This is a genomic window from Niallia sp. RD1 (assembly GCF_024219955.1).
Lineage (GTDB): Bacteria > Bacillota > Bacilli > Bacillales > Cytobacillaceae > Niallia > Niallia alba.
This window is the reverse complement of the sequence record NZ_CP100420.1, coordinates 3986011-4012164: the sequence shown is the minus strand read 5'-3', so window position 1 is coordinate 4012164 and position 26154 is coordinate 3986011. Positions and strand designations below refer to the sequence as shown.

Genomic DNA, 26154 nt, shown 5'->3' with positions numbered 1-26154 from the left:
GGAGTTTTTTTAGCTCCCTTTTTTATAAAGTAAAACCTCTAAGTTTGTATCCGCTTTCCAATTGGTTTTGTTCTTCCAACTGTTGATTCTCTCATTTTTTAAAAACCTTTTAATCCCTGTAAGGCAAAGTGAACGGGTTTTCCAATCGCTTGATTTAAGTATGGCATGTTCTGACGCACGGTTTCTGTTACTAATTTTGTGGGTATTTTTCTTTTCGCTCGATGCTCTTTCTTTGATTTTTCCGTGGCTTTTTCCCATTTCCCATATATCGTTTGGATGGATAGGTCATCCTTCAATCCAATCCACAAGCGCGCCATGCTCATGACCCCTTTTTTGCTCCATGCTCTTCCATTCTTTAATCGTTTGGCTAATTGATTCATCATCGCCTCTGCACTTCCCATTGGACGATACGCTGTCGTGTCCACACCTTTTTCCTGTAACCAACTACGGTAATCTTTTATGGTTTCCTGATGATGCGTTAAAAAGGCAAGGAAATGCTCTAGTTTTTCTTCTTTTTCTGGTGTATCCATTGTTCCTACTGCGCTATTCAACTCTAGAAGTAATGTTTCTACCTGGTAGTTTCTTAACGCTCTTTTCATGTAGCGGTATCGAGGATGGCTCTTCATTAGTTGCTTCATCGAACGAGCGACATGAAAACGATCCATGGTGAAAAAGGCGCGTTCCCGAAAATACTCCCGACATGCCGTTATCCAGCCTGCTCCATCACCATTAATAATAAGCAAGGTTTGGGTAGGATCATACGCATAATGATTCTGTAAGAACGTTTCAAAGGCTTCCCAAAAGGGTTCTTTTCCTTCATAAAGAAAATGCCTTTTATTTCGGAGCCTGATTCGCTTTCCGTTTTCTTTCCATCCCTCGTGTACAGCGGCGAATTTCAACTCCCATCCACGCTTTTTCTTTTCTTGACTCTTCACATATAATCCATCTACTTCGACAAACAATACCTTTTGAAAAGGGCGTTTTTCCTTAGCGGGAAGTACGCTTGTTTGAAGAAGATGTTGCCGTAATGCTTCGTGGCTCATCGCCGAATAGCCTAAAAATTGTTCGAACGTTTCCACCGCCTTTCGATAGGAGGAGCCATTCGTCGCTAGTTCTAGCCCCCATTCTTCTAGTAGCGGACTAAATCCCTTATTCCCCTGAAACTGTAAATAGTGATCTAATAGACAAATATATTTTTTAGTCACACGATCAAAATAATAATTACGCTTCAGCTCCACAGCTCCAAACGCTGTATCTAATCGTATTTCTCGTTTATCACGTAAAGCAAATCTTCTTTTGTCTCGTTGCTGAGCAATCTCTAGATCCCAATTTTCTAATGTTTGAATAAGGATTTCTTGAAACGTCATTTGTAGTGTTCGAAATAAAGTTTTTTCCAATTCTTTTAATGATGGCATTTTTATGTTACATTGATTCATGAGAGCCTCTCCTTTTCGTATTTTTCGCCAAATTCTACTTTACAAAAGGATGCTCTCTTTTTTAATGCTTAATTTTTTCCAGCTACCGCGCTTTCGCTTGGTGGCCTTTTTGTCTAGTTGGGGGACTCGTCCCCCAACTAGACAAAAAGGATATTTATTCTCCCACAAACATTTTACTCATACCGGAAAAAAACTTGATACGAGATAAGAAAATTTCTTATCCATCGTATCAAGTTCTAGTTAAAACGTCATTTTAAAAACTACTGCTTTCTGTTACTGTTTTATTTAGTTCTTTTAATCTACGAATATCTAAACGAATTAACAAAGAAACAGCTAGTGATACAATAAAAAGACACGAAAATACCAGTAATGTTCCTTGATAGCTTCCTGTAGTATCCCGAATCCATGACACAATGCTAGGTCCTGCAACACCTGCTGCTGACCAAGCAGTAAGAATATAGCCATGAATAGCACCTAACTGCTTTGTTCCAAATAAATCACCAATATAGGCAGGAATTGATGCAAATCCTCCACCATAGCAGGACATAATAATAAATACGATGATAGAAAAAGCGATATAATGATGTAAATGCGGCAGAGCAAAGAATGCTACTACTTGGATTGCGAAAAACAAGGTATAGACATTTGGTCTGCCAATATAATCAGAAATGGTTGCCCATGCAATTCTACCAAACCCGTTAAATACACCCATAATCCCTACTAGTGTCGCAGCACCAGCTACGGATAATCCTGCTAATTCCTGCCCCATTGGAGAAGCGACTGCAAGGATGGCAATTCCACAAGTGATATTGATAAACAACATAATCCATAATGCCCAAAATCTTTTTGTTTTTACCGCTTCATTTGCAGTTAATTGGGATAAATCTTCTTTTACCTTGATTTGACCAGTTTCCATCGATTGTTTAAATCCAATTGGCATGTACCCTTTAGGTGGTGCCTCTAAATATTGTGCAGAACATAAAATGATTACAAAATAGATTGCACCTAGAATATAGAAAGTATTCGATATACCTACTGTATTAATCAAATGATTCATAACAGGGCTGCTTATCATAGAAGCAAATCCGAATCCCATAATTGCTAGCCCTGTTGCTAATCCTCTACGATCGGGAAACCACTTAACCAGCGTTGATACAGGTGTAATATAGCCAACTCCTAATCCGATTCCGCCAAACATACCATAAGTGATATAAAGTAGAGGTAAAGATTCAATACTGGTGGCAAATCCAGCACCTACCATTCCTAATCCAAACAAAACAGCAGAAAGCCTACCTGAAGCACGAGGACCATATTTTTCAACAAAATGACCGAGAAATGCTGCTGATAAACCTAAAAATAAAATAGCGATACTAAACGTCCAAGAAATACTAGTTAAGCTCCAGTTGTATTGAGATTCAAGCGGTTTTGTAAACACACTCCATGCATATACAGATCCAATTGAAATATGAATACCAACTGCAGATAAAGCGATTAGCCAACGATTTTTTGTTTTCATTTTTGTTATACCCCTAATATGTTATTTGCCGATCATTAATAATTAATTAGTTAATAGAGTTATAGCTTATAATCAATAGCTAGTAATTCCGCTGCTTTTCGGACACCATCTAATGCTAATTCAACGGTTTCATTTGTATGCAATACTACTGCCATTCTTCTTCCCTTTGTCGTCTTTGGTTTACCGAATACACGGACTTGTGTGTTTTCAACAGATAAAGCTTCTTTTATTCCAGTTATGGAGTATGTTTCACTTTCTTTTATTGCTTTTAATGTCTTACTCGCACCAGGAGCATGCAATTTCACACCTGTAACAGGGTAACCGAGAATCGCTCTTACATGTAAAGCAAATTCGGAAAGATCTTGTGTTATCATTGTTACCATCCCTGTATCGTGAGGTCTAGGGGAAACTTCACTAAAATAGACACCGTTCGCTGTTAAAAATAATTCCACACCAAATAGTCCATATCCACCTAAGCTATCCGTTATTTTCTTAGCAATCTCTTCTGCCTCAGCCAGTTGTTCATCTGACATAAAATGAGGTTGCCAAGATTCAATATAATCCCCATCTTTTTGTATATGTCCAATGGGAGGACAGTAAGTTGTGCCATTAACCGAACGGATTGTCAAAAGGGTTATTTCTGATTCAAATACAATAAACTCTTCTATAATTACTCGTGTTTTTTTCCCTCTTCCGCCATTGACTGCTTCCTGCCATGATGCTTCGATTTCATCCACACTTCGGCAAATACTTTGCCCTTTACCAGATGAACTCATAACCGGCTTAATGACACAAGGAAATCCAATAGTATGTACTGCTTCTTCCAGTTCTTCTATGCTATTTGCAAAGGCATACTTTGCTGTAGGCAAGTTCAATGTCTCGCTTGCCAATCTTCTAATTCCTTCGCGGTCCATCGTTAAATATGTAGCATGGGCAGTTGGAACTACTGTATAGCCCTCTTTTTCTAAATCTAGTAGTGTCTTCGTTGCAATCGCCTCAATTTCAGGAACAATATAATCAGGCTTTTCCTTTTCGATAACCGCTCTTAATTGGTCACCATCAAGCATATCTATTGTGTAAGAACGATGTGCAACATGACTCGCTGGCGCATGGTCATATCGATCAACAGCAATCGTTTCGACACCTAAACGCTGTGCCTCAATGATAACTTCCTTCCCTAACTCTCCAGAACCTAAAACAATGATTTTTTTTGCTTGTGAAGTATTTGGTGCTCCTACCATGATGCCACTCCCCCTAAATAATAAATTATTCCTTTATTCAGCATAATAACGTAAAATTATTGTCTATTCAAGCATTTTTTTCTTAATTTCCGAACATTAAGAGGTTGAACGTTATAATAATTCGGTTTTATTCCGTCGGAAAAATCGCTTACTTTTAATAATTCAACTTTTTTATTTAGAGTAAGCACAAAAAAAGCATTAGAAATTTCCAATGCTTTTCAAGCGTAACCTAAAGTGAAACTTCCATCAGTAGGGTTTTCCTTCCTCTTCCACTGATGGTTAGTTGAACGAATCGGACCTTTACGGACAGTTGATCTCCCTCATATTCTCATAAACTTTGAGGTGGGAGTCTTACTGTCCGTTAAGAGTGGGATAAAGAAAGCTTTCGAGGGAGTACTTCATTAAAGATATTTTTTTATTTTGGGCTAGATATCTTATTACCCTTAAGAGTTGAATAAACGATTTGACCTTGACTTATCGTTGCTTTTACTCGTCCACGAAATGTTTTTCCAATATAAGGACTTAACTTATTTTTATAATATAAATCTTCTTTTTGTAAGGTAAACTGTTCATTTAAATCAACGATTGCTATATCACCATCACTCCCTATGGAAAAACTACCTTTATTAGGAAATATTCCAAATCTTTTTGCTGGATTAGCACTTGTGATTTTTGCAATCATTTCTAACGGTATACCTCTTTTCCAATAGCCTTCTTCTAATAAAACAGATAGAGTCGTTTGGCATCCTGAAATTCCTCCCCACGCCTCTAATAGAGTCCCTTCTTTCATAGAAACCAGTGACGGGGAATGATCTGAACCAATCACATCTATTTCCCCCTTACCAATCGCCGCCCAAAGGTTATCTATTTCCTGTTTAGTTCGTAATGGTGGAGCACATTTTGCAACCGAACCAAGTTTCTCTAAGTCATTTACTGTTAGTGATAAATAGTGTGGACAAGTTTCCACACTTATATCTACTCCTTTTGCTTTAGCTGCTAATATCGGTTTCAAAACCTTGGAGCTACTTATATGAACGATATGTACTTTACATTTTGTTACTTCTGCATAAGCGATAATACGTTGAACTGCTTCTATTTCAGAGTAAATTGGTCTCGCATTTGCAAAGGCTAAAGCAGAATGATCCCTTCGACTAATAATCTCCTCACTCAAAAAACTGGTGATTGTATCACTTTCAGCATGTACTGCTAAAATACTTTGTAGTTCGGCGATTTTTTTCATAGATTGCAGTAAAGTCCGGTCATCTGAGAATTGAAAATCTTCTATTCCGCTATTGGACATAAAAGCTTTAAAGCCAATCACCCCACATTGGTAAAGTTTTTCTAGTTCGTCTAGATTACCAGGTACCACTCCACCCCATAATCGATAATCAATAAGTGATTTTTCTTTGGCAAGCGCATCTTTTTGTAGAAATGCCTCCTTCGTTGTAGTGGGAGGATGACTGTTTAATGGCATATCAAAGAATAAGGTTGATCCACCAGCTGCTAAACTTTTACTTCCCGTCTTAAAGCCTTCCCATTCACTTCTTCCAGGTTCATTGAAATGCACGTGGGTGTCAATAACACCGGGAAATAAATATAGTCCATCTGCATCTATGCTGTGTTTTCCTTGGTTTGGCATAATATGTGCATCAATTTCTACTATTTTCCCTTCTTTTATCCCTACATTAGCTTTTATTTGCTTTTCCTCATTAACAATCATTCCATTTTTGATTACTAAATCATATTCCCACAAATTCATTCAACTCCCTCGATAGGTTTGATATCCCCAGCCAGATAATAATAAAGGAATGTGATAATGCACTTGTGTTTTGTCTGTATAGAAACGAATCGGAATCGAAGTTAAAAAATTATTTTTACCTTCTGCTCTTTGAAAATACTCTTTAACCAAAAATACTAATTCATATTCCCCATCTTCCACTTTTTCTAATAATACAGTCTCTACTCTGCCATCCTCATTTGTTAGTCCGTTTGCTATAAATGTTCTAGTCGAATTTGTTATTTCCCATAACTCTACTTTAATTCCAGCACCTGGTTTTCCTTGAGTTAAATCCAAAACATGGGTTGTAATTCCTGTTTTCATCCTATGCTCCTCGTTCTTCTGTTTGTAGTTTGACGATGTCGTCTAATCGGAATTTCGCTATCGCAAATATTTGCGTTAATGCTGTTTGAAATTCTTCTTCTTTTGTATGGTTAATCCTATTCTTCATCGACTGGTAAATCGTTTCCTTTGTATGTCCCTTTACAGCTAGGATAAAGGGAAAACCGAATTTATTAGCATAGGATTTATTTAATGAAGCAAATTCTTTATATTCTTCTTCTGAAAGAGAATCAAGTCCTGCTCCTATTTGTTCTTTAACAGAAGAATCGGTCATCTTCAATTTCCCTCCTAAATCTGGATGTGCTCGAATTAATTCCAACTGATCACCGATCGGTGCCTCTGTTACTGCCTGTACCATTAATTGATGAAGCGTATTTAAGTTCGGAAAAGGGCGATAATCCCAAGTTTTATTTGCAATCCAAGGACTATGTTCAAACACCCAACCAATTTTTTCGATAAATTCTTGACGATTCATTTTATTTATTGCTGCTATTGAATACATATCTCCATTCCTTCCACTATCGGTTGATTAATTCTTTTGTGTTAATAAATCGACTGCTCGCAGAATTCCTTCGTATCCTGTACATCGACAAAGATTTCCGGATAATGCTGTAAGGACTTCCTCCTTTGTTGGTTGCTCTTTCTCATCTAGCAAACTTTTTAACGCCATAACCATCCCAGGGGTGCAATAACCACATTGAAGGGCTCCAGCTTGTAAAAACGCCTCTTGAATAGGATGTAGCCTATCTTCTGCTAAACTTTCAATCGAGAAAATTTCCGCATCTTCTATCTGATAAGCCATTATTAAGCAGGAATTAACTAATTTTCCGTTCATAATAACAGAACAAGCTCCACATCTGCCTACTTCACATGCTATTTTCGTTCCTGTTAGCGCTAAACAATCACGAAGAATATCGACTAGACGAAAAGTTGGAGGGAGTGTTAACTCTATTAGTTTTCCATTGATTTTAAAGCTTGTTGTTTTTTCGGTTATTTTATTTGTATCCATCTTACTCCTCCTAACCTATTAAAGCCTTTTGTTCGATTGCTTTTAAAATCTCATCTGGTTGCACAGGCAATCGATTCAACCAAAGTCCTGTAGCATCATGAATAGCGGAAACAATAGCTGGTGCAACTGCAACAGTCCCTATTTCTCCTACGCCTCTTGGTCCATATGTGTCACCGTTAACTAATCCTTCAATTGCAAAGACATTTGTTTCCTTTGGGATATCTAAAATCGTTGGGATTAGATAAGTGTCTAGGTTTTCTGTCATATATCGTCCATTTTCCATGACAGCATCTTCCATGAGTGTGAATCCCAGCCCCATATTTGCTCCACCTTCAATTTGCCCTAAATAGCCCATTGGATTGACAACGGGTCCTGCTGAAATAACATGGTCCATTTTCGTAACTGCCACTCTGCCTGTTAATAGATCTACTTCTACTTCTGCAGCCACACCAGCAAAAGTATATAAAAAATGACCGCCATCAATAGCATGGGGAGTAGTAGGAAAATGATAACTAGTAAAGACAGTTGGAAGTTCTTCTAAAGACGTCGCTAGCTCTCGATATGTTAGTATAAGTCGCTGCGGCTTTTCTGGTTGTTCACAGAACCAAATCCCACTTTTACCAAGAGAGAGCTTCTCTTTCGTCATGTTAGTTTGTTTTTCTGCTGCATTTAACATTTTTTCGATAAAAGCTGCTTTTAATTTAGCAATACCTAGCCACACCATATTGGTTCCTCTTGAGGCAGTTGATGATCCCGAATGGGGAACTTTCGCCGTATCTCCAATAACGATTGCTACATCACTAGAATCACAGTTAAAAGTTTCGGTCATAATCATATCTATCGTTGGAATCAAACCTTGCCCACATTCTTCAAAGCCAAAAGAAACCTCTAATTTACCAGCACTATTTAAGGATAAGCGTGCACCAGATGGGTCTGGCCTACCATAACCAAGACCTCCGCCATGCATCGTAATACTGTAGCCTCTCCCTTTTATCTTCCATTGACCTGAAGGAATCGTAGCTGTATTTTTTTGTAGAATCGGAGATTTAATGATTTCTGTAAGAACAGCTTTCGCTCCATCAGTTGGAACAATCTGCTGTTCAACTGGACCAGGGTCCATTGTTTGTCGTAAGTTTTTTAAACGAAGCTCGGTTGGATTTATGCCTGATTTTTCTGCTATACGTTCCATTTGTGTTTCTAAAGCAAAGGTTATTTGATTTCCGCCGAATCCTCGAAATTCACCTGCCACACCATTGTTCGTATAAACAGAATACCCTTCGACCTCCACATTCTCGATGCGGTATGGACCAGCACTATGCTCTACAGCAAAGTCTAAAACGGCTGGTCCTAATGTAGCATAGGCCCCAGTATCTGCAATTATTTTTACTTGATGAGCAATTAGATTACCAGACTCGTCGCTTCCAGTCTTCATAAATATTTTCATCGGATGTCTTTTTAAACCAGCTTTGATTGAAACTCTTCTAGATTGATGAATTTTTACAGGTCGTTTTGTTTTTAAGGCTAAAATACTAATATATGGCTGTATATTCAGTTCATCCTTGCCTCCGAATGACCCTCCAATTGGACTGGAAATTATCCTAATCTTTTCAGGAATAATATCTAGAATTCTAGAAAGCTGCAATTGATCTTTAAATCCATGCTGTGTCGGTGCGTATATGGTTAATCCACCATCCTCATCAGGAACAGCTACACCGCCTTCTGTTTCCATATACACATGCATTTGTCTAGGTGTATGGTACGACTCTTCTACAATGATTGCACACCGATTAAACACTTCTTCTAACTTCGCCTCTCCTTTCTTAAAAGCAGCTTTATGAAGAAGATTACCGCCCTTGTGTAATTTTACAGCTGATTTATCTAATGCTAATTCCGGATCTGTTACTGTTTGTAATGGACTATATGTTACTTTAATTAACGAAATTGCTTTTTGTGCAATTTCTTTTGTTTCTGCAGCTACTGCCGCGATAGCATCACCGACATATCTCACTTTATCGACACAAAACACTGGCTGATCCTGAATTACTATTCCAAAGCCATTTAAGCCTGGGACATCCTTATACGTAATAATAGCCGTAACTCCTGTGAGATCTTCTGCTTCTTTTGTATCAATTGATTCAATTTTTGCATGAGGATGTTCACTTCTCAAGATCGCACCATAGAGCATTTGTGGGAACACCATATCGGTCAAATATTTCAGTTTTCCTGTTACTTTTGGTTCCCCATCCCTTCTTTTTTTCCATCTAACGCCTGCACTTGTAATATCAAGAACCATATGACTTACTCCTTTCTCTGGCGATTTAGGAAGTCTTTTATAGTGGCAATAAATAGGTTTGCAGCAACCTGTTTACGATATTCCTCTGTTACAAAAGGATCAGTGTAAGAAGAAAAATCTGCTTGGATGACTTTATTTAAGTGCTTCCAGTCAGTTGTTTCTCCACCATTTATAAGCTCTTTCTCCGTTTCTGTAAGTCGACAAGGAAGATGTGCCCCTCCACCAATCGATAGTCTTGCTGTTTTAATAATTGTATCTTGAAACTCCAGATAACCCGCGACAGAAATAATCGCTGCTGTAAAGCTCTCTCGCCTTCCAATTTTTCTAAAAAAAGAATAGGTTGATATATTGGTAACATGTATAGGTATGAAGATGTTTGTTAGTAATTCAGAAGATGACGGGTGCGGTTTTACTAGCCATTCTCTTAATGGAATTATATATTCATGTTTACCATTGAAAAACGATAACTGTGCCTGTAAAACCAGCAAGACTGAGATTGTATCACCAATTTTACTGCAAATATTTCCACCTATTGTTCCGCGATTTCGTACAGCAGGAGCTGCAATCTTTTCACAAGCTTCTGTAAGGATAGATGCGTTTCTTTGAACTAACTGGTTATTCAAACAATCTGCTATTGTCATGGCGGCCCCGATCTTTAAGTATCGCTGTCCATTTATATCTGTTTCAGTTATTCCTTTTAATGGCTGTAATTTTTCCGTGCTAATAAGGTGTACAGGCTTTTCCACTCCGGCTTCCCAATTTATTTGGAGAATCGTACCGCCGGATATAATAAGACTATTTGGATTAGATAGATTGCTAACATCTGATAATACATAAGGGATCTCGACAGTTATTGGATAAGCGTCAGCAGAGATTTTCATCTTATTTCCTCCTTACTAGCGCATTGTAATAATCTATTTTCGTATCGATATCAATAAAGAATAATTCTTCAGAAAATTCAATTTTTCCACCTTGTATCTTACCATTGTTTATTATTTTCCTTGCCCCCATATCTCCTTCTAACAGCTTTATTTTTGAATATACTGATGGAAGAAAAAGAATAGGTGGCATTAACACACCATTATACATACTAGCTGCAAACTCTTCAGATGAATGTATAGGAGTGTTTACTATTTTTCTAATCATCTCTTCGGTAATGAAGGGCTGATCAGCTAAACATACTAAGATTTTATCTGCTTGTTTTTCGACGGCTACTTCAAATCCCTTCTTTAAAGAAAAGGACTGCCCTCTATTTGCATCCTTACAGCGAATTATATCTCCTTTCTCTCCATTTAAACTCCTTTTATTTTCTATTGAAATCCAATTGACTGGATCAGTTGGTTTAACAATAACGAAAACATAATCGATAAATGGAGCAGTCAGCAATACGGACAATGCAGTATTGCCAACTGTTTCGTTTCCGAAGGCGAGCGACAGTTTATTTTCTCCCATCCTACTACTTTTTCCTGCAGCTAAATAAATCGCTGTAATCATAGCTGCTCTCTTGCAACAGCTTTTTTTTCATTTTTTGTCTTAATCAATTCTGCTATAATGCTAATTGCAATTTCTTCGGGACTTTCTGAATAAATTGGTAAACCAACTGGATAGTGAATCCAATCTGGCTTTATTATTCCTGCTAATAATCTTTCAGACCTTTTTCTTGATCCCAGTAACCCAAAGTATTTCACCTTTCTTTGTAGCAAATACTTCACTATTTCTTGATCTTTCATAAAGCTGTGACTTATGGTGATAACATAATCATTTTCCGTGGGATTTATTTCTTCCATCACTTTTGAGGGAGTACCTATATGATATTCCTTCGCATATGGGATTGTTTCTTCTGAACAATAAGCTTGACGCCAGTCAGATAAAATAACATAGAATCCAGCCTTGCTGGCAAAATAGACAACAGGCTTGACGTCTGGTCCAGCTCCGTAAATGATTAATTTTGGTCGTGGATATAATATCTGATTGAATATTAATCGATCCTCTGTATCTAAAGAAACAATTGAAGTATTCTCTTCCTCTATATTAGTTTTGAGTGAATTTTCAATATATTTATTTACCTTATTAAAAACTTTAACAAGTTTTACCTTGTGTCCATTTTGCAAAAGAGAGTTTAATTGTAGAAAAACATTCCTTGTTTCAAATGTGATCGGTTCAACCAAAATATAAATTTTTCCATCACACCCTACCCCCTGCCCCCACGATAAATCATCTTCAGAACGTAAGTCGTATTCCATTAGAAAGGCCTCATCTGATTCTTGCATAGCTATTCTGGCCAACAAATCCTGTTCGACACAGCCACCAGTTAGTAAGCCTTTCTCCATGCCTTTATCTGATATCAGCATCATCGTTCCTTCTTTGCGATAAGCTGACCCTTCTACTTTTACAATCGTGGCTAAATAACTATGACACTCCGTTACAAGGACTGAATCAATAACAGAATAATGATCGGAAGACATGCGCATTCCTCCAAAAGGATAATTTTCCAAAATAACGACTGTTAACTTTTATTACATCTCATGTTATTACATCATATTAATGGCTTCATTTTTATATGTCATTGGACTAATTATATAATTAATTATTTGCTCATTAGATATTTTGACCAAATTTTCTAAATTATTAATCAACTTAACTCTTTCTCCTTATAACTTATTCTCGGTGAACTAATGTATGGATGATAATACGAAACAACGCTTGTATAATATAAGCTCCGTAAATATAACAATTACTATAAGAACTGAATTGGTACAAGACACTTTATAAATACAGTAAATTATATTTTACTTGCTTAGTATATTTACATTTTCATGAATATCAACTATAATGCACGTAGCTTGAATAAAAATACATTCTTCTTTTCGTCTTTCTTATTTATACTTTTATTCAATTAAATGAGGTGGACTATGAATAAAGAAATAATCAAATTTATTAGGAAAAATTACGAAATGACACAGAGAGACTTTGCCCGTGTTCTAAATTGTAGCTTTGCATTAATTGCATTGGTGGAAGTCGGAAAGCGAAGAGTTAGTAAAGATCTAGAAAATAAGATTAGACAAACATTTAATATTGACGATCAAGATATCGCATCCATTACATCCATATTAACAGAAATAAGTAAAGGAATTCCTCCCTTTATGTAATTTTCCAAGAAGAAAATAGAAAGTACTTACAGTCCCAATGATTCATTCGATGTAGATATTTTCTATTTTCTTCTATTTCAAAATTATTTCACGGTGCACTCTTTCTCCCCCATCCAAATAGGATAAAGAAGGATGAAAGGAGGAGTAAAATGCCCACAAATAACCCGGTTAATCCGTCCTCAAAGGTTTATCTTCCGAAACTTCCTGCTGAAACGTTAAATAATCAATCCCATTTCCAGCAAAATTTTTTACAAGATTACTTATTAAATCAACGTATCCAAAGTGAACATTTAACTACATTATTAAAGAGTTTTCAGGAAGAATCTTTCGAAAGACAGGAGAACCATTTTAGGCAAATCAGTGAAATTGATTATAAATTAGAGCTCAACGATTCTATTTCACAAGATTTATTAGAAAAACTTGCTGTACTAGATAAGGAAACTTCAAAAATCGAAGAACAACTAGACTTTCTTGCCCAACTCGCACAAGAGCAAAAGGAAATAACGAGCGAAGAAACCCTTCGTCAAACTGCTTTATTCGATCAATTGCTGTTTCAAGAAAAGGACATTTCTACAATCTCAAGTAAAATGGATAATTTTAATCACCTTGCTACAGAGATGAAAACGAAATTAGATGAAACAGAATCGAGTTATCAACAAATATCCGAAAAGCTAGATATCCAAGAAATATTTCATCAAACACTTCTACAAAGTATGGAAGAAACAAATGGAAATGTGAATAAACTGAGCAGACAAATCGAACATGTGAAAGAAATTCTTTTTGAACGTGTTCACTATTTAGCCGAAAAAATTGAAAACAATGTAAAAAGCATAGCCCAGCCAATTCAACGCTTCTTTCTTCATTCTGAAAAAGACAAAACTATTAAGAAGTAAGTAAATAAAAAGACTGTCTGTAAGGATATCACCTTTCAACTAAGTGAAAGGTGAATCTTTACGAACAGTCCTTTTTTTACTTAATCAAGTATTTTTACAGATACTTGCTTTCTTCCCCAGTTTAACGCTTCAGACTTTGTTGCTACATGTACGTCGATTTTCTTGCCTTTTATTGCTCCGCCGGTATCTCCAGCTATCGCTGTACCGTACCCTTCTACATATACTGTCGAACCTAGTGGAATGACGCTAGGATCAACGGAGATCAGCTTTTTGTTTGGATTATCTTTTAAATTTATGCCAGTCGCAGTGACACCAGAACAGCCTTTGCAATCTGCTGTATATGCAGTAGCTTCCACCGTGATTTCTTTTGATTTTGCAGTTGTATTCGTATTTGCATTTGTTGTATTTTCTGCTTTTACGGCTTTGTTAACAGTTGTTGTATTGGTTTTACTGCTTGTGGAACCATTATTTTTTGAAACAATCAATACGTCATCTTTATGTATTGTATCGCTTTTTAATTTATTCCATTCTTTTAATTGATCAACTGTTGTATTATATTTTTGAGAGATTTTCCAAAGATTATCTCCTGCTTTTACTTTATGTTTTTTCTCTTCTTGAATCGTTAGTGTATCATTTACTTTAATGATGTCACTATCTAAATCATTCCATTTCTTTATATCATTAATACTCACGTTTTTTTCTTGTGAAATAGACCAAAGCGTATCTCCTTTTTCTACTTTGATTTCCTCCGCACCTACAAACGGAGCAGCTGTTGTAAGTATCGACGCACAAGTTAGAATAGAAAAGATTTTTTTCATTTTATACCTCCTTGAATAGCTCCAGTTGAGCTAACAGGTATAATCTTATCATGAAAAAGCTCAAAAAAAAGAACAGGTAGTTGATAATTCGATTACGTATATGACAATCCAATAACAAACACAATACGAATCGTCAGAATAATCAATTAACAAATGCCTGTTTTGTGATGAAAAATTGATGTTATTTTAATCCACTGAAGGTAATGTGATATGGAAGCTTGTTCCTTTATTTTGTTCACTATCAATATATACCTTGCCATTTAGATTTTCAATAATTTTAAAACTAACCATTAATCCTAGTCCGTTACCGTCTTTTTTTGTCGTGAAGAACGGTTCGCCTAGTTTTTTTATTTGTTCTTTGGACATACCTATTCCACTATCTTTTATCATAATGGTAATGTCTTCGTCCTCTCTTTTCACGGTAATCTCAATAGAACCACCGTTCGGCATTGCTTCTACAGCATTTTTTATAAAATTCAAGAAAACCTGCTTTAATTTATTTTCATCGCACTCTACAAAGAGATTTGGCTCTTCATAGATACGATTCAACTTAATTTTACTTTTTCGCAGCTGATAATCTAAAATAGAAACAACATTATCAATAATTGGAAGAAGTGGCTTCCTTTCTAACACAGAAACAGTTGGCTTTGAAAGAAGCATAAACTCTTCTACAATGGAGTTTACTCTTTCAATTTCATCTAGAATGATATCGAAATATTCCTGTCTATCCTTTTCTGTTTCATCCATACTTAAAAACTCAGCATAACCTTTTATAGACGTTAGTGGATTACGAATCTCGTGGGCAACACCAGCTGCCAATTGTCCGACAGCTGCCAACTTATCTTGTCGATGAAGAACTTCCTCTGTTCTTTTCTTTTCCGTAATATCATTCCTAATAGCTAAATATTGATAAGGTTTATTATTTTTATCTAGAAACGGCACGATAGTTGTATCCACCCAATAATAGGTACCATCTTTTCGTTTATTGCGGATTTCCCCTTTCCATATTTCGCCTTGCGCTATTGTCTGCCAAACGTTTCGGAAAAACTCTTTCGAATGATAACCTGAATTAACAATGCGGTGTGTTTTTCCTATTAATTCCTCTCGAGTATAGCCAGATATCTCACAGAATTTAGAATTAACCTTTGTAATAATCCCTCTTTTATCGGTAAAAGCAATGATGCTTGATTGCTCTAAAGCATATGTTATATCACTAACTTCACGAACAGACTCTTCCAATTGAAGCTGCACATTTTTTTGCTCTGTTATATCTCGCCGAATGGCAACATACTGATATGGGGATCCCTCTTTATTTAAAAAAGGAACGATTACAGTATCAACCCAATAAAGTGTACCATCTTTTGCTTTATTAAGTATTTCGCCTCTCCATATCTCCCCTTTGTTGATGGTGTTCCATAGTTCACGAAAAAATTCAGGCGAATGATGGCCCGAATTAACAATACGATGATTTTGTCCAAGTAATTCCTCTCTACTATACTTGGAAAGTTCAACAAATTTATCGTTTGCATAAGTAATCATGCCGTTATTATCTGTAAAGGCAACGATGGCGGATTCATCCAGTGCATGCTGCATATCTCTAACATCGATTGTCCCAACATCTATTCGCTCTCCGATTAATGTACTTGTACCAATTAATCCACCTAAAACTAAGACAGACACAAATAATGCAATATAAATGATAAAACTGCTTTCGTAAGAATCTTTTGCAACTGAAATTTCTGGTGCACTTATGTTACTTAAAAGAATAAAATGACTAACCATACATACACTTGTCATTAATAAACTACATAATGGTCGAATCCATTTTTTTAGTAATACAGGTATATTGACCGGATAAAAAGAAAGCCAAATAGAAAGCCAGAAACCTATATATAATAGTATAAAACTGATGAATAATTGCGGAATTTGATAGTACACCATACTACCTATTGAGTAAAATCCTATGATTGAAACGGATAATAAAGATAGACTAAAAAAGAAAGCCGATACATAAATTCTTCTTTTCTTTTTCTCCTTGTCCAATAAGGCATAAAACGCCATTCCACTAAAACAAATACCAACTACCATCGATAAGATCGTGATCGGGATATTATAGTTTGCGGTTGCATATACATTGGTAATCATCATGTCAATAAAACTCAATATCCAAAATCCAAATCCTATTGTAAATGTACTTGCTAGAAATAAAAATCTACTATTTTTCTCCCTGTTCTTCACTAATTGAAACAAGTCAAAGGAAGAATAGCATGCCATATAGACGATTAGGATGCTAATAAAAATCAAAATGGAGTTAAACAACAAAAATCCTCCTAATCTATTCCAAAAAATAACACACCCTTAAAGTTCCGGAAATGGACTATCTTTAAGTTTGCATTCTATTTGATTGTAAATCAAATAAAACAGATAAGAAAGTATTTTTCTATAAATCATTCACAAAATAGTCACATTACTGTTAATTATAGGAGGGAACTTAGGGAAAGTTAGCAAATAAGGAGTGTTTTAATAATGAGGAGGAGGATAGAGTTAAAATGATATCAGTGGATGTATCATTCACACTGTTGCTCATTAACCCTATCGCTCGGGTTAAGATTAATTACTAATTTGGGGAAGCTCTCTCATTTCCACTGATGTTTGATCTCCACACAATGGACAAAGAAGATCATCTGTTGCAAAATCTTTCCTCATCCAACCATTGCATGAATTACATGCATATACTTCCATACTCATTAATATTTCTTCCGGCTTTTCTTCTGCACCTTTTCGATGAAAAAACATATGAACGCCCCCCTTTTTACTATATTATTGCCAGTACATCCAATATTTATGTGTTAGTATGATTATTTCTGCTTTTATCCCACTCTTAACACGAGAAGTAAGCCCCCCATTGATGGAAGTTTTCTTTATGTGAAATCATTAATTGACATGTTTGATATATCTACTAAAAATTCTTCTAATTCTGTAACTCAGCTCCATATTTATGGTAATATGATGAAAAACGGAAGAGAAGGAGCCGCAAATGTCTACAAAATTATATTATTCCAATCCATACGAAACAAAGTGGACAACCGATATAGAGAAAATTATCGAAGAAGAGAACCGAACTTTTGTCATTTTAAAAGAAACAGCTTTTTATCCAGAAGGTGGAGGTCAGCCAGCTGACACTGGTACTATAAATGGAATTCGTGTAATAGATGTTCAAATAAAGAATGACCAAATTTACCATCTAGTTGAAAATAAGCCAGAAGAACAGACTGTTGAATGTGTAATAGACTGGAATAGAAGATTTGATCATATGCAACAACATACAGCACAGCATTTATTATCAGCTGTTCTTGAAGAGTTATATAGCATTCCGACAGTGAGCTTTCATTTAGGAAAAGAGTATACAACTATTGATGTGGATACAACGGATTTAACGAAAGAACAAATAGAAACGATCGAAACAGCCTGTAATACATATATTATGAAAAATTTGGAGATTAAAACTTATTTTACAAACCACGAGGAAGTAAACAAATTTCCTTTAAGAAAGCTACCTGAAGTGACTGGTGATATCAGAATTGTCGAGATTGAGGGAATAGATTATTCAGCATGTGCAGGAACACATGTCCAAAGAACTGGCGAATTAAGCCTTTTTAAGATTATGAAAACGGAAAAACACCGCGGTCAGATTAGAGTATTTTTCCTTAGTGGCTGGAGATCTCTTTATGACTATCAAACCTCTCAAACGATATTGGACCATTTAAGTAGCCATTTTAAAACAAACAAGCAGCAGCTGGAAGATCGTATTAATAAACTAGAATTAGAGAAGAAAGCCTTAAACCGAGAAGTAGAAGTTCTAAAATCAGAGAATACTGCCTTTTTAGGAGAACAAATACTTGCTGATCAAAACGAAAAAATAATCTTTTTGCAATTTGAAGAGAAAACCATGAAGGACTTATCGACTCTTGCTAAATATATAATACAACAATCTAGCTATATCATTTTATTAAGTTCGCAATTAGAGAAGAAAGTGCTATTACAGCATAATGGAGACTATTCCCTTCATTGTGGCAAACTGCTTAAAGAAGCAATAAAAGATTTTGAAGGAAAAGGTGGTGGAAATGAGCTGTTAGCACAAGCTACTTTCCCGTCCATCCAGCAACTAAATGCATGTACTAGTAAAATAAAGGAAACTTTACAAAGCATTTTATAAATAAAAAGTCATTGGTGGATTTGATGATAAATCCTCCCCAATGACTTTTTATTAATTCAATATCTGTTGCCCACGCTTTTCTAACATAATAGCAACTTTTATCATAAAATAACTAATTTCTTCTGGAAGTTCTTCTTTAAGTGGTTTTAATTTATCCATACCAACTTTTTCAATAGCTTTTACAACTTTCACTTGATCTTCAGGCTTAATAAATTTTGTCCAATCAACTTCTAATTGTTCTTCCCCACAACGAAGTAGATGATTTTCTATCGTTTGTAGATTTAATTCTCTTTGTTTCGCTATTTCTTTCATCGCTAACCCTTTTTTCCATAAATCTAGGGTTACTAAATGAGAATTTTCTACACTTTTCTTCGAGCGTTTTTCCTTAATTGTTCTTGATTCCTTATTCTCACTATCTTCTAATTCAGATAAATTATGCTGGTCATTTTTAAATTTAACAATATGCTCGATCATCGTATCTCCATATTTTTGTAGCTTATGATCACCGATTCCTTTAATTTCTCTAAACTCTTCATGCGTAACAGGCATGGTAATGGAGATAATACGTAAAGTTTGATCTGAAAAAACCACAAAAGGTGGAACGTTTTCTGCCTCCGCCAATTGTTTACGAATCTTTCTCAAATACTCAAATAAAGTATTATTTTCAGAAACTTTTACCGTCACTACCTGCTCTTTTCGTTCAACGGTTGTTTTACCTAAAAGAACATCCTTTCCTTTATTTGAAACTTTTAATATCGGCATCGCACCTGTACTTACATCAATATATTGCTCAGAAATTAAAAACTCAATAAAATCACTTATTTCCTTGGCTGATTTCTCCTTCATAAGCCCATAGGTTTTAATACGATCTAATTGAAAATCTATCAATTTCTTGTTTTTAGAGCCTGTTAATACTTGGGCAATCATAGTTTTTCCGAATCTTTCGCCCATTCTAATCATACATGACAATACTTTTTGGGCATCAACCGTAACATCAATTATCGTTCTTTCATCTGTACAGTTTGAACATTGCCCACACTTTTCTGCATGCTCATCACCAAAATAATGCAAAATATATTCTTGAAGGCAATCTTCTGTATGACAAAAATTAATCATCGATTGCAATTTATCAATATCTTGCTTCTGTTTATCTGGATCATTTATTGTCTGGTCAATTAAAAATCGTTGGATGCGAATATCTTGGGCAGAATATAGTAAAATGCACTTGCTCGGTAAGCCGTCACGCCCTGCTCTTCCCGCTTCTTGGTAATAGCCCTCCATGTTTTTTGGAAGCTGGTAATGAATTACATATCGAATATTACTTTTATCAATACCCATTCCAAAAGCATTTGTGGCGATCATAATCGATACATCATCTTTAATAAACGCTTGCTGTTCCGCCTCTCTTTGTCCATCACTCATTCCGCCATGATATTTCGAAACGGAGTAGCCCTTTTTTAATAACCGATCATGTAGTTTCTCAACCTCTTGTCTTGTAGCTGCATAAATAATTCCTGACTCTTCTTTATTTTTCTTTAAAAATGATTCAAGAAACTTCCCTTTATCTTGTCCCTTTATTATCGAAAAAGATAAATTATCGCGGGCAAAACCAGTTTTAATTGTATTTTCCCAAGGAATATTTAATAATTGACATATATCTTCATGAACTTTAGGTGTTGCAGTTGCTGTTAATGCAGCAACAATTGGTTTATCAGATAATCTATTAATCATAAAGCCGATTTTTGCATAGCTTGGACGAAAATCATGTCCCCATTGCGAAATACAGTGAGCCTCATCTACTGCGATAAAAGAAATCGTAACTTCTTTTAAAATCTCAATAAAATAATCTGCCTCTAGTCGTTCTGGAGCTAAATAAAGTAATTTATAATGTCCATTTTTAATATCGTACACTCTTTCCTGCACTTCATTGCTATGTAACGTACTATTTATATACGTAGCTGGAATACCAACTTCTGTTAGTGTATCTACCTGGTCCTTCATTAAAGAAATTAAAGGAGAAATAACAATTGTTAATCCTGGAAACATCATCGCAGGAACCTGATAACAAATTGATTTTCCTCCGCCAGTTGGCATAATTCCTGCAACATTTTCACCATCCAACAAATGTTGAATAATCTCTTCTTGTCCTTTTCTAAAATTATCATATCCAAAGTACTCTTTTAAAATACTACGCGCTTTATCCATCATCATAATATTCTCCCCGCTTTTAACCGAACATTTCTTTATCTCATTGTATCACTAATTAAATTTAATTTGAATGAATCATAAAGCATATGATTGCTTGTCCACCAACAATAATAAATTTTTCTCCATTCATTTAATAAACAGCCTAACTATGCCTATTGATTTATTAATTGGTTTGGCATAGCCAGACTGCTCTTTTTATACAAAGTTCATTTCAGCTTTTATAGTCTAAATAAAGCAGTACGTTACTCTTTTTCTATTTACAATCATTAATTATAACCAAGCTGCTCCAACGATGATTAATAATATGAATAATACAACGATCAATACAAAGCTATTTCCGAAACCACCACAAGAAGCTACTGGAGCTGCAACTGGTGCAGCATACCCGCATCCACAATCATTATAACCATATCCACCATAACCGTAACTCATTTATAAAACACTCCTTTTTCTATCTTTCTTAATATGCAAAACCAACGTAACTAGAACCTACAATTATTAATAAAATGAATAGCACTACTAGTAGAGCGAAACCTCCACCAAAACCAGCTGCTGGGCCACCACTCATTTATTCCACCTCCCTCATACACATAAGCATCATATGAGTCTTGAGTTTGTCCTGTTTGGGCGCTTCAAAAAAAGTTAGATAAGTTTCTCAATATGTAGGAAGATTCCTTCCTGAAAGGAATCTTTCGTTTGATTGATCAAAAGAAAGGAATAAAAGCTAATGCAGCAATTAATCCTAATGAAACACCAAATGCTGCGGCCCCAAAGCCCCATCCCCATCCCCAACCCCAGCCAGGTCCGTAACCACGTCTAAATCCATATCCCAATCCTCCATAACCGCGGCGATTACCGCCAATCGGTCTAATATAGACTTTATTTGGAGTAACTCTTTCGATTATTCCTGTATGAACCTCACCACTATGAGTACGGATGCGCACACATCTTCCGACACCTCTTGAGCACTGATTATAAAAATTATTAGCAGACATTATATGACACCTCCAACCGTTAATCCTTAATATCCTATGTACAAGTCTAAAAAAAGAATGGACAACTTTCATGAAAAAAGCGCGGATATTTTTTACCTGTACATAGAAGTAAAATCGTTAGCACTATGTCGTATCTTGAAGATCTATTGAAATAGAGAATATAAAGCTTGAAAGACATATACATATTCCTATTTAGAAATGCAAATAATTTAAAGGGCATAATTAGATATTGAAAAATATAATTTATTGAGACAAAAGATGAAATAAAGTGAAACTTCCATCAGTGGGAGTTTTACTGTCCGTTAAGAGTGGGATAAAAATAATCCTATATATAAGGTAGAAATTTAAGTAAAAGGAGATTTTACTATGTTACAAGCGGCAATGTGGGGAGCAATTGCAAGCTTTTCATTGCTTGCAGGTTCTATAACTGGATTATTTCTGGCCATTCCCAAAAAAATTATTGCTTATTTAATGGCTTTAGGTACAGGTATTTTGATTGGTGCTTCTTCCTTTGAGCTTTTAATAGAATCTATACATAAAAGTGGAATTGTAAAAACTGCGGTTACTTTTTTAGCTGGAGCTGGTTTATTTACCTTAATTGAAATTTTTCTCTATCAAAAGGGTGGCTCCAATCGCAAGAGATCACATAAAAATCCAGCAGGGCATTCTGGGTTAGCGATTTATGCGGGGACATTGATGGATGCTATTCCTGAATCGATGATTATCGGCTTAAGTTTATTAAATACTCACAAAGTGGATTTCCTCTTCCTAATAGCCATTTTCATCAGTAATTTTCCTGAATCTTTATCTTCTACAGTTGGTTTAAAACAGGACAACTATTCAATTAGGAAAATTTTATTCTTATGGAGTAGTGTTATGCTTATTTCTGCTATTAGCAGTTCGGTTGGATATTTATTTTTAGAAAATGCATCACCTGTTATGCTTTCAGGCATACAGTCATTTGGTGCTGGTGGTTTAATTGCGATGGTTTGCTCGACTATGCTTCCTGAAGCATTTGAGCAAGGAGGACCTACTGTGGGATTTGTTGCGTGTGTAGGATTAATTTTTTCTTTAAGTATGAGCCATCCGGGATAGAGACTGTCGCAGAGCATATATTCCGACAGTTCTCCTAGTCCCTTTAAATATTAATTATTATTTTGCTATCGATCTTGACGAAGCAACTCGTAAAGCAGAATCTTTGTCTTCCTTTTTCTTCTTCGGAAAAATATAGAGATTTAACGCGCCTACAAAGAATGCTCCTCCAACAATATTACCAATTGTTACAGGTATTAAATTGTGCAATGCGTTTGTAATTGTAATAGTTTCTGGATGAGGAACAATTAGTGCAATAGAGAAAAGTGCCATATTTGCCACGCTATGCTCATATCCTGAAATCATAAAAGAAAACACGATTAATATAGTTGCAATAATTTTCCCAACATCGCCTTTAATGTTCATAGGGATCCAAATAGCCAAACATACTAACCAGTTACAAAGTATCCCTCTTATAAACAATTCTACTGTTGTAGCACTCATTTTTGAATTCGCAACATCCATTAGCCATGTTGTTTTAGGAGCCAAACTAAATAAACCGGAATAATAGATCAATATAGCAAAAAATAACGCTCCAACCAAATTGCCAAGATAAGTAGTTACCCAATTATAAATAGTATCCTTCCAACTAGTGGCTCCAGACAAAGTACTCATTGCAAAAGCCATCGTATTACCGGTAAATAGTTCTCCACCACCATATGAAATAAGCACCAAGGCCAATCCAAAAAATAAACTAGTCATCATATACGTAGCCGGTGAATGAACATCAAAAAAGGGCTGTGCTAAACGATAACATAACATTAAAGCAAAACCAATGTATATGCCTGCTAATATTGCCTTCACAAAATAACGAAAAAAAGATTCATCAATCGTTTCTTTCTTTTTTATCGCATAATTAATTGCTTTATCGATTGGGTGTATATCCATTGCGATACCTTCCTTTCTGTATATAGCTATTATACAAAAGGAGAATCGCTTTATTTTGTGAAAAAATGAACATTTTATAACAATTAATTAAATATATGTACTATCGCTATTTTAAATTTTAATTTGTTGTTGTTAGTTTATTATTTTGTTGAATTGCTACCGAAAATTGAGACCTTGGCTTTGTAAAGCTAATTTTGATACCGGATTTTTTCATTTTATTAACCAACTCAACTAGCTGTTTTTTAGCCATATAAACTACTCCTTTACTTCTTAATAGTTTTAGTGTACTAGAAATTTATGAAGAAATTATGAACAAATCATAAATAATTTTAGACTATTTGCTATTGGTGAAAAGACCTACTAAATACTTAAACCCTTCTTCTTTATAAATTCTATCCATGGAAAGAAAACCCTTTATTTTTTGATATTTTTTTACCCTATCTTTCTATTATGATAAACATGTTTTCTTTTTTCTATCGGGCGTATTTCATATTTTTGTTCATTTATTTTGAAAACTACTTTCTTCTAATAATCTTAGAATAGATTTATTTAAACAGATATGTAGGAAGTTTAACGAAAATAATTCGCTCTTCCATTCTAATAATGGTATAATTTGAAGGATATTGTAGTTTGGAGGATTTTTATATGATAACAGTTACGAATGTAGGTCTTCGATATGGTGATCGTAAATTATTTGAAGACGTTAATATTAAATTTACACCTGGAAATTGCTATGGATTAATCGGAGCAAATGGTGCTGGAAAGTCTACTTTCCTAAAAATACTTTCTGGTGAGCTAGAGGCACAAACAGGAAATGTTTCTTTAGGACCTGGGGAAAGACTTGCTGTTTTAAAGCAGAATCACTTTGAATACGAAGAGCATGAAGTACTTAAAGTAGTAATCATGGGTCACACTAGATTATATGAAGTGATGCAAGAAAAAGATGCTATTTATATGAAAGAAAATTTCACGGATGAAGATGGCATGAAGGCAGCTGAGCTTGAAGGAGAATTCGCTGAATTAAATGGTTGGGAAGCAGAATCAGAAGCAGCTATTCTTTTAAAAGGCTTAGGTATTGGTGAAGATCTTCATTATAAAACAATGGCTGAATTAAATGGTTCTGATAAAGTAAAGGTTTTACTAGCTCAAGCTCTTTTCGGTGAACCAGATGTACTTCTACTAGATGAGCCTACTAACCATCTTGATATAAATGCGATTAAGTGGTTAGAAGAATTTTTAATCAACTTTGAAAATACTGTCATTGTTGTTTCCCATGACAGACATTTCTTAAATAAAGTTTGTACCCATATTGCGGATTTAGATTTTAGCAGAATTCAAATCTATGTTGGTAACTATGACTTTTGGTATGAGTCCAGTCAATTAGCTGCTAGAATGGCAAATGATGCAAACAAAAAGAAGGAAGAAAAAATCAAAGAACTTCAAAACTTTATTGCTCGATTCAGTGCAAATGCTTCTAAATCGAAACAGGCAACATCTAGAAAGAAATTGCTTGATAAAATTTCATTAGATGACATTAAACCATCATCTCGAAAATATCCATACGTTGCCTTTACTCCGGAGCGAGAAATCGGAAATGATTTATTAAGAGTAGAAAACTTATCAAAAACAATTGATGGGGTAAAAGTTCTTGATAATGTAAGCTTTATTATGAATAAGGACGATAAAATTGCGCTTGTTGGTCCAAATGAATTAGCAAAAACTACCCTTTTCCGTATTTTAACTGGTGAATTAGAGCCAGATAGTGGTACGTATAAATGGGGCGTTACAACTTCTCAAAGTTATTTCCCTGCTGAGAACTCAGAGTATTTTAGCGAGGACGATGCTACACTGGTTGATTGGTTACGTCAATATTCTCCAAATGACCAAACAGAAAGCTTCTTAAGAGGATTTTTAGGTCGCATGCTGTTCTCAGGGGAAGAAGTATTGAAAAAGCCTAGCGTTCTATCTGGTGGAGAAAAAGTTCGTTGTATGTTATCGAAAATGATGTTAAGTGCAGCAAACGTTCTACTACTTGATGAACCAACAAATCACTTAGATTTAGAATCTATTACGGCTTTAAATAATGGATTAATCAACTTTAAAGGTTCTTTAATTTTCACTTCTCATGACCATCAGTTTGTGTCAACAATTGCTAATCGCATTATAGAGATTACTCCGCAAGGACTGGTTGATAAACAAATGAATTACGATGAATATTTAGAAGATGAAGCACTACAAAAAAACATTGCAAACATGTATAAATAAGTAATAAAAAAACCGG

At 35.2% G+C, this 26154-nt stretch carries 25 protein-coding genes; 5 read left to right on the top strand and 20 right to left on the bottom strand.

Annotated elements, in window-relative coordinates; all coding sequences use genetic code 11:
- Positions 1-98: 98 nt before the first annotated feature.
- The 11 genes from NKG37_RS19130 to NKG37_RS19080 all read right to left on the bottom strand — a co-directional run bounded on the left by NKG37_RS19130 (position 99) and on the right by NKG37_RS19080 (position 12079).
- Entirely contained in the window at positions 99-1415 is a 1317-nt protein-coding gene (locus NKG37_RS19130) for an ISLre2 family transposase (protein ID WP_254415116.1), read from the bottom strand.
- 274 nt (positions 1416-1689) lie between these two features.
- On the bottom strand, positions 1690-2952 hold the full coding sequence (locus NKG37_RS19125) for an L-lactate MFS transporter (protein WP_016203807.1): 1263 nt from the start codon (positions 2950-2952) through the stop codon (positions 1690-1692).
- A 59-nt stretch (positions 2953-3011) separates the two neighbouring features.
- Positions 3012-4193: a formate-dependent phosphoribosylglycinamide formyltransferase gene (gene purT / locus NKG37_RS19120; RefSeq protein WP_254415115.1), complete on the bottom strand. Its 1182-nt coding sequence runs from the start codon at positions 4191-4193 to the stop codon at positions 3012-3014.
- Between the two features lie 415 nt (positions 4194-4608).
- Positions 4609-5952 (bottom strand): allantoinase, encoded by a 1344-nt coding sequence (locus NKG37_RS19115; RefSeq protein ID WP_040343684.1) that lies wholly within the window; start codon positions 5950-5952, stop codon positions 4609-4611.
- Positions 5953-6294, bottom strand: a complete 342-nt coding sequence (gene uraH, locus NKG37_RS19110) for a hydroxyisourate hydrolase (protein ID WP_016203804.1) — start codon at positions 6292-6294, stop codon at positions 5953-5955.
- A 1-nt stretch (position 6295) separates the two neighbouring features.
- Positions 6296-6814, bottom strand: coding sequence for a 2-oxo-4-hydroxy-4-carboxy-5-ureidoimidazoline decarboxylase (gene uraD, locus NKG37_RS19105; RefSeq protein WP_016203803.1), 519 nt, complete (start codon positions 6812-6814; stop codon positions 6296-6298).
- A gap of 27 nt (positions 6815-6841) precedes the next feature.
- Complete coding sequence (locus NKG37_RS19100) at positions 6842-7321, bottom strand: (2Fe-2S)-binding protein (protein WP_016203802.1); 480 nt, start codon at positions 7319-7321, stop codon at positions 6842-6844.
- Positions 7322-7331: 10 nt separating this feature from the next.
- A complete protein-coding gene (gene pucD / locus NKG37_RS19095) occupies positions 7332-9614 on the bottom strand; it encodes a xanthine dehydrogenase subunit D (RefSeq protein ID WP_169188588.1) in 2283 nt (760 codons plus the stop codon).
- A gap of 5 nt (positions 9615-9619) precedes the next feature.
- A complete protein-coding gene (locus tag NKG37_RS19090) occupies positions 9620-10495 on the bottom strand; it encodes an FAD binding domain-containing protein (protein ID WP_016203801.1) in 876 nt (291 codons plus the stop codon).
- A gap of 1 nt (position 10496) precedes the next feature.
- Positions 10497-11108: an NTP transferase domain-containing protein gene (locus NKG37_RS19085; protein WP_254415114.1), complete on the bottom strand. Its 612-nt coding sequence runs from the start codon at positions 11106-11108 to the stop codon at positions 10497-10499.
- A complete protein-coding gene (locus NKG37_RS19080; protein WP_254415113.1) occupies positions 11105-12079 on the bottom strand; it encodes an XdhC family protein in 975 nt (324 codons plus the stop codon). Before NKG37_RS19080 ends, NKG37_RS19085 begins: the two co-directional genes overlap by 4 nt.
- 447 nt (positions 12080-12526) lie before the next feature.
- Between NKG37_RS19080 and NKG37_RS19075 the strand changes: the two genes are divergently transcribed.
- Together NKG37_RS19075 and NKG37_RS19070 are read left to right on the top strand one after the other, a co-directional pair.
- Positions 12527-12763 carry a helix-turn-helix transcriptional regulator gene (locus tag NKG37_RS19075; protein WP_016203798.1) on the top strand — a complete coding sequence of 79 codons (237 nt, stop codon included), beginning with the start codon at positions 12527-12529 and terminating at the stop codon, positions 12761-12763.
- A gap of 149 nt (positions 12764-12912) precedes the next feature.
- Positions 12913-13656 carry a hypothetical protein gene (locus NKG37_RS19070; RefSeq protein WP_016203797.1) on the top strand — a complete coding sequence of 248 codons (744 nt, stop codon included), beginning with the start codon at positions 12913-12915 and terminating at the stop codon, positions 13654-13656.
- 80 nt (positions 13657-13736) lie between these two features.
- Here NKG37_RS19070 and NKG37_RS19065 read toward each other — a convergent pair whose 3' ends face one another.
- From NKG37_RS19065 to NKG37_RS19055, 3 genes are all read right to left on the bottom strand, one after another.
- The gene (locus NKG37_RS19065; RefSeq protein WP_016203796.1) at positions 13737-14474 is read right to left on the bottom strand and encodes a 3D domain-containing protein; all 738 of its coding nucleotides are present in this window, start codon (positions 14472-14474) and stop codon (positions 13737-13739) included.
- A 186-nt stretch (positions 14475-14660) separates the two neighbouring features.
- Entirely contained in the window at positions 14661-16793 is a 2133-nt protein-coding gene (locus NKG37_RS19060) for a PAS domain S-box protein (RefSeq protein WP_254415112.1), read from the bottom strand.
- A 291-nt stretch (positions 16794-17084) separates the two neighbouring features.
- The gene (locus NKG37_RS19055) at positions 17085-17270 is read right to left on the bottom strand and encodes a cold-inducible protein YdjO-related protein (protein ID WP_016203793.1); all 186 of its coding nucleotides are present in this window, start codon (positions 17268-17270) and stop codon (positions 17085-17087) included.
- A gap of 241 nt (positions 17271-17511) precedes the next feature.
- On the opposite strand from NKG37_RS19055, the gene NKG37_RS19050 reads away from it, so the two are divergent.
- Positions 17512-18690, top strand: a complete 1179-nt coding sequence (locus NKG37_RS19050) for an alanyl-tRNA editing protein (protein WP_101731175.1) — start codon at positions 17512-17514, stop codon at positions 18688-18690.
- A gap of 51 nt (positions 18691-18741) precedes the next feature.
- Here NKG37_RS19050 and recQ read toward each other — a convergent pair whose 3' ends face one another.
- The 4 genes from recQ to NKG37_RS19030 all read right to left on the bottom strand — a co-directional run bounded on the left by recQ (position 18742) and on the right by NKG37_RS19030 (position 21893).
- Entirely contained in the window at positions 18742-20898 is a 2157-nt protein-coding gene (recQ, locus tag NKG37_RS19045) for a DNA helicase RecQ (RefSeq protein WP_016203791.1), read from the bottom strand.
- Between the two features lie 270 nt (positions 20899-21168).
- Positions 21169-21330, bottom strand: coding sequence for a YjcZ family sporulation protein (locus NKG37_RS19040; protein WP_169188579.1), 162 nt, complete (start codon positions 21328-21330; stop codon positions 21169-21171).
- Positions 21331-21358: 28 nt separating this feature from the next.
- Positions 21359-21466, bottom strand: coding sequence for a YjcZ family sporulation protein (locus NKG37_RS19035; RefSeq protein ID WP_084668742.1), 108 nt, complete (start codon positions 21464-21466; stop codon positions 21359-21361).
- A gap of 136 nt (positions 21467-21602) precedes the next feature.
- Complete coding sequence (locus NKG37_RS19030) at positions 21603-21893, bottom strand: hypothetical protein (protein WP_169188578.1); 291 nt, start codon at positions 21891-21893, stop codon at positions 21603-21605.
- Positions 21894-22259: 366 nt separating this feature from the next.
- On the opposite strand from NKG37_RS19030, the gene NKG37_RS19025 reads away from it, so the two are divergent.
- Complete coding sequence (locus NKG37_RS19025) at positions 22260-22988, top strand: ZIP family metal transporter (protein WP_016203789.1); 729 nt, start codon at positions 22260-22262, stop codon at positions 22986-22988.
- Between the two features lie 57 nt (positions 22989-23045).
- Here NKG37_RS19025 and NKG37_RS19020 read toward each other — a convergent pair whose 3' ends face one another.
- Both NKG37_RS19020 and NKG37_RS26165 read right to left on the bottom strand, forming a co-directional pair.
- Positions 23046-23873 (bottom strand): formate/nitrite transporter family protein, encoded by an 828-nt coding sequence (locus NKG37_RS19020; RefSeq protein ID WP_169188577.1) that lies wholly within the window; start codon positions 23871-23873, stop codon positions 23046-23048.
- A 118-nt stretch (positions 23874-23991) separates the two neighbouring features.
- Complete coding sequence (locus NKG37_RS26165) at positions 23992-24123, bottom strand: hypothetical protein (RefSeq protein WP_263479860.1); 132 nt, start codon at positions 24121-24123, stop codon at positions 23992-23994.
- 395 nt (positions 24124-24518) lie between these two features.
- On the opposite strand from NKG37_RS26165, the gene NKG37_RS19015 reads away from it, so the two are divergent.
- Complete coding sequence (locus NKG37_RS19015; protein WP_016203787.1) at positions 24519-26138, top strand: ABC-F family ATP-binding cassette domain-containing protein; 1620 nt, start codon at positions 24519-24521, stop codon at positions 26136-26138.
- The last annotated feature ends 16 nt before the right edge of the window (positions 26139-26154 follow it).

Excerpts from the sequence above, each read along its gene's own strand:
- NKG37_RS19040 (WP_169188579.1), bottom strand. The coding sequence starts at position 21,330 with ATGAGTTACGGTTATGGTGGATATGGTTATAATGATTGTGGATGCGGG.
- NKG37_RS19125 (WP_016203807.1), bottom strand. The coding sequence starts at position 2,952 with ATGAAAACAAAAAATCGTTGGCTAATCGCTTTATCTGCAGTTGGTATT.
- purT (WP_254415115.1), bottom strand. The coding sequence starts at position 4,193 with ATGGTAGGAGCACCAAATACTTCACAAGCAAAAAAAATCATTGTTTTA.
- NKG37_RS19070 (WP_016203797.1), top strand. The coding sequence starts at position 12,913 with ATGCCCACAAATAACCCGGTTAATCCGTCCTCAAAGGTTTATCTTCCG.
- NKG37_RS19085 (WP_254415114.1), bottom strand. The coding sequence starts at position 11,108 with ATGATTACAGCGATTTATTTAGCTGCAGGAAAAAGTAGTAGGATGGGA.
- NKG37_RS19050 (WP_101731175.1), top strand. The coding sequence starts at position 17,512 with ATGTCTACAAAATTATATTATTCCAATCCATACGAAACAAAGTGGACA.
- NKG37_RS19035 (WP_084668742.1), bottom strand. The coding sequence starts at position 21,466 with ATGAGTGGTGGCCCAGCAGCTGGTTTTGGTGGAGGTTTCGCTCTACTA.
- NKG37_RS19130 (WP_254415116.1), bottom strand. The coding sequence starts at position 1,415 with ATGCCATCATTAAAAGAATTGGAAAAAACTTTATTTCGAACACTACAA.
- NKG37_RS19015 (WP_016203787.1), top strand. The coding sequence starts at position 24,519 with ATGATAACAGTTACGAATGTAGGTCTTCGATATGGTGATCGTAAATTA.
- NKG37_RS19025 (WP_016203789.1), top strand. The coding sequence starts at position 22,260 with ATGTTACAAGCGGCAATGTGGGGAGCAATTGCAAGCTTTTCATTGCTT.
- uraH (WP_016203804.1), bottom strand. The coding sequence starts at position 6,294 with ATGAAAACAGGAATTACAACCCATGTTTTGGATTTAACTCAAGGAAAA.
- NKG37_RS26165 (WP_263479860.1), bottom strand. The coding sequence starts at position 24,123 with ATGGCTAAAAAACAGCTAGTTGAGTTGGTTAATAAAATGAAAAAATCC.
- NKG37_RS19115 (WP_040343684.1), bottom strand. The coding sequence starts at position 5,952 with ATGAATTTGTGGGAATATGATTTAGTAATCAAAAATGGAATGATTGTT.
- recQ (WP_016203791.1), bottom strand. The coding sequence starts at position 20,898 with ATGATGGATAAAGCGCGTAGTATTTTAAAAGAGTACTTTGGATATGAT.
- NKG37_RS19075 (WP_016203798.1), top strand. The coding sequence starts at position 12,527 with ATGAATAAAGAAATAATCAAATTTATTAGGAAAAATTACGAAATGACA.
- pucD (WP_169188588.1), bottom strand. The coding sequence starts at position 9,614 with ATGGTTCTTGATATTACAAGTGCAGGCGTTAGATGGAAAAAAAGAAGG.
- NKG37_RS19055 (WP_016203793.1), bottom strand. The coding sequence starts at position 17,270 with ATGTTTTTTCATCGAAAAGGTGCAGAAGAAAAGCCGGAAGAAATATTA.
- NKG37_RS19080 (WP_254415113.1), bottom strand. The coding sequence starts at position 12,079 with ATGTCTTCCGATCATTATTCTGTTATTGATTCAGTCCTTGTAACGGAG.
- NKG37_RS19065 (WP_016203796.1), bottom strand. The coding sequence starts at position 14,474 with ATGAAAAAAATCTTTTCTATTCTAACTTGTGCGTCGATACTTACAACA.
- NKG37_RS19090 (WP_016203801.1), bottom strand. The coding sequence starts at position 10,495 with ATGAAAATCTCTGCTGACGCTTATCCAATAACTGTCGAGATCCCTTAT.
- NKG37_RS19100 (WP_016203802.1), bottom strand. The coding sequence starts at position 7,321 with ATGGATACAAATAAAATAACCGAAAAAACAACAAGCTTTAAAATCAAT.
- NKG37_RS19030 (WP_169188578.1), bottom strand. The coding sequence starts at position 21,893 with ATGTCTGCTAATAATTTTTATAATCAGTGCTCAAGAGGTGTCGGAAGA.
- uraD (WP_016203803.1), bottom strand. The coding sequence starts at position 6,814 with ATGTATTCAATAGCAGCAATAAATAAAATGAATCGTCAAGAATTTATC.
- NKG37_RS19020 (WP_169188577.1), bottom strand. The coding sequence starts at position 23,873 with ATGGATATACACCCAATCGATAAAGCAATTAATTATGCGATAAAAAAG.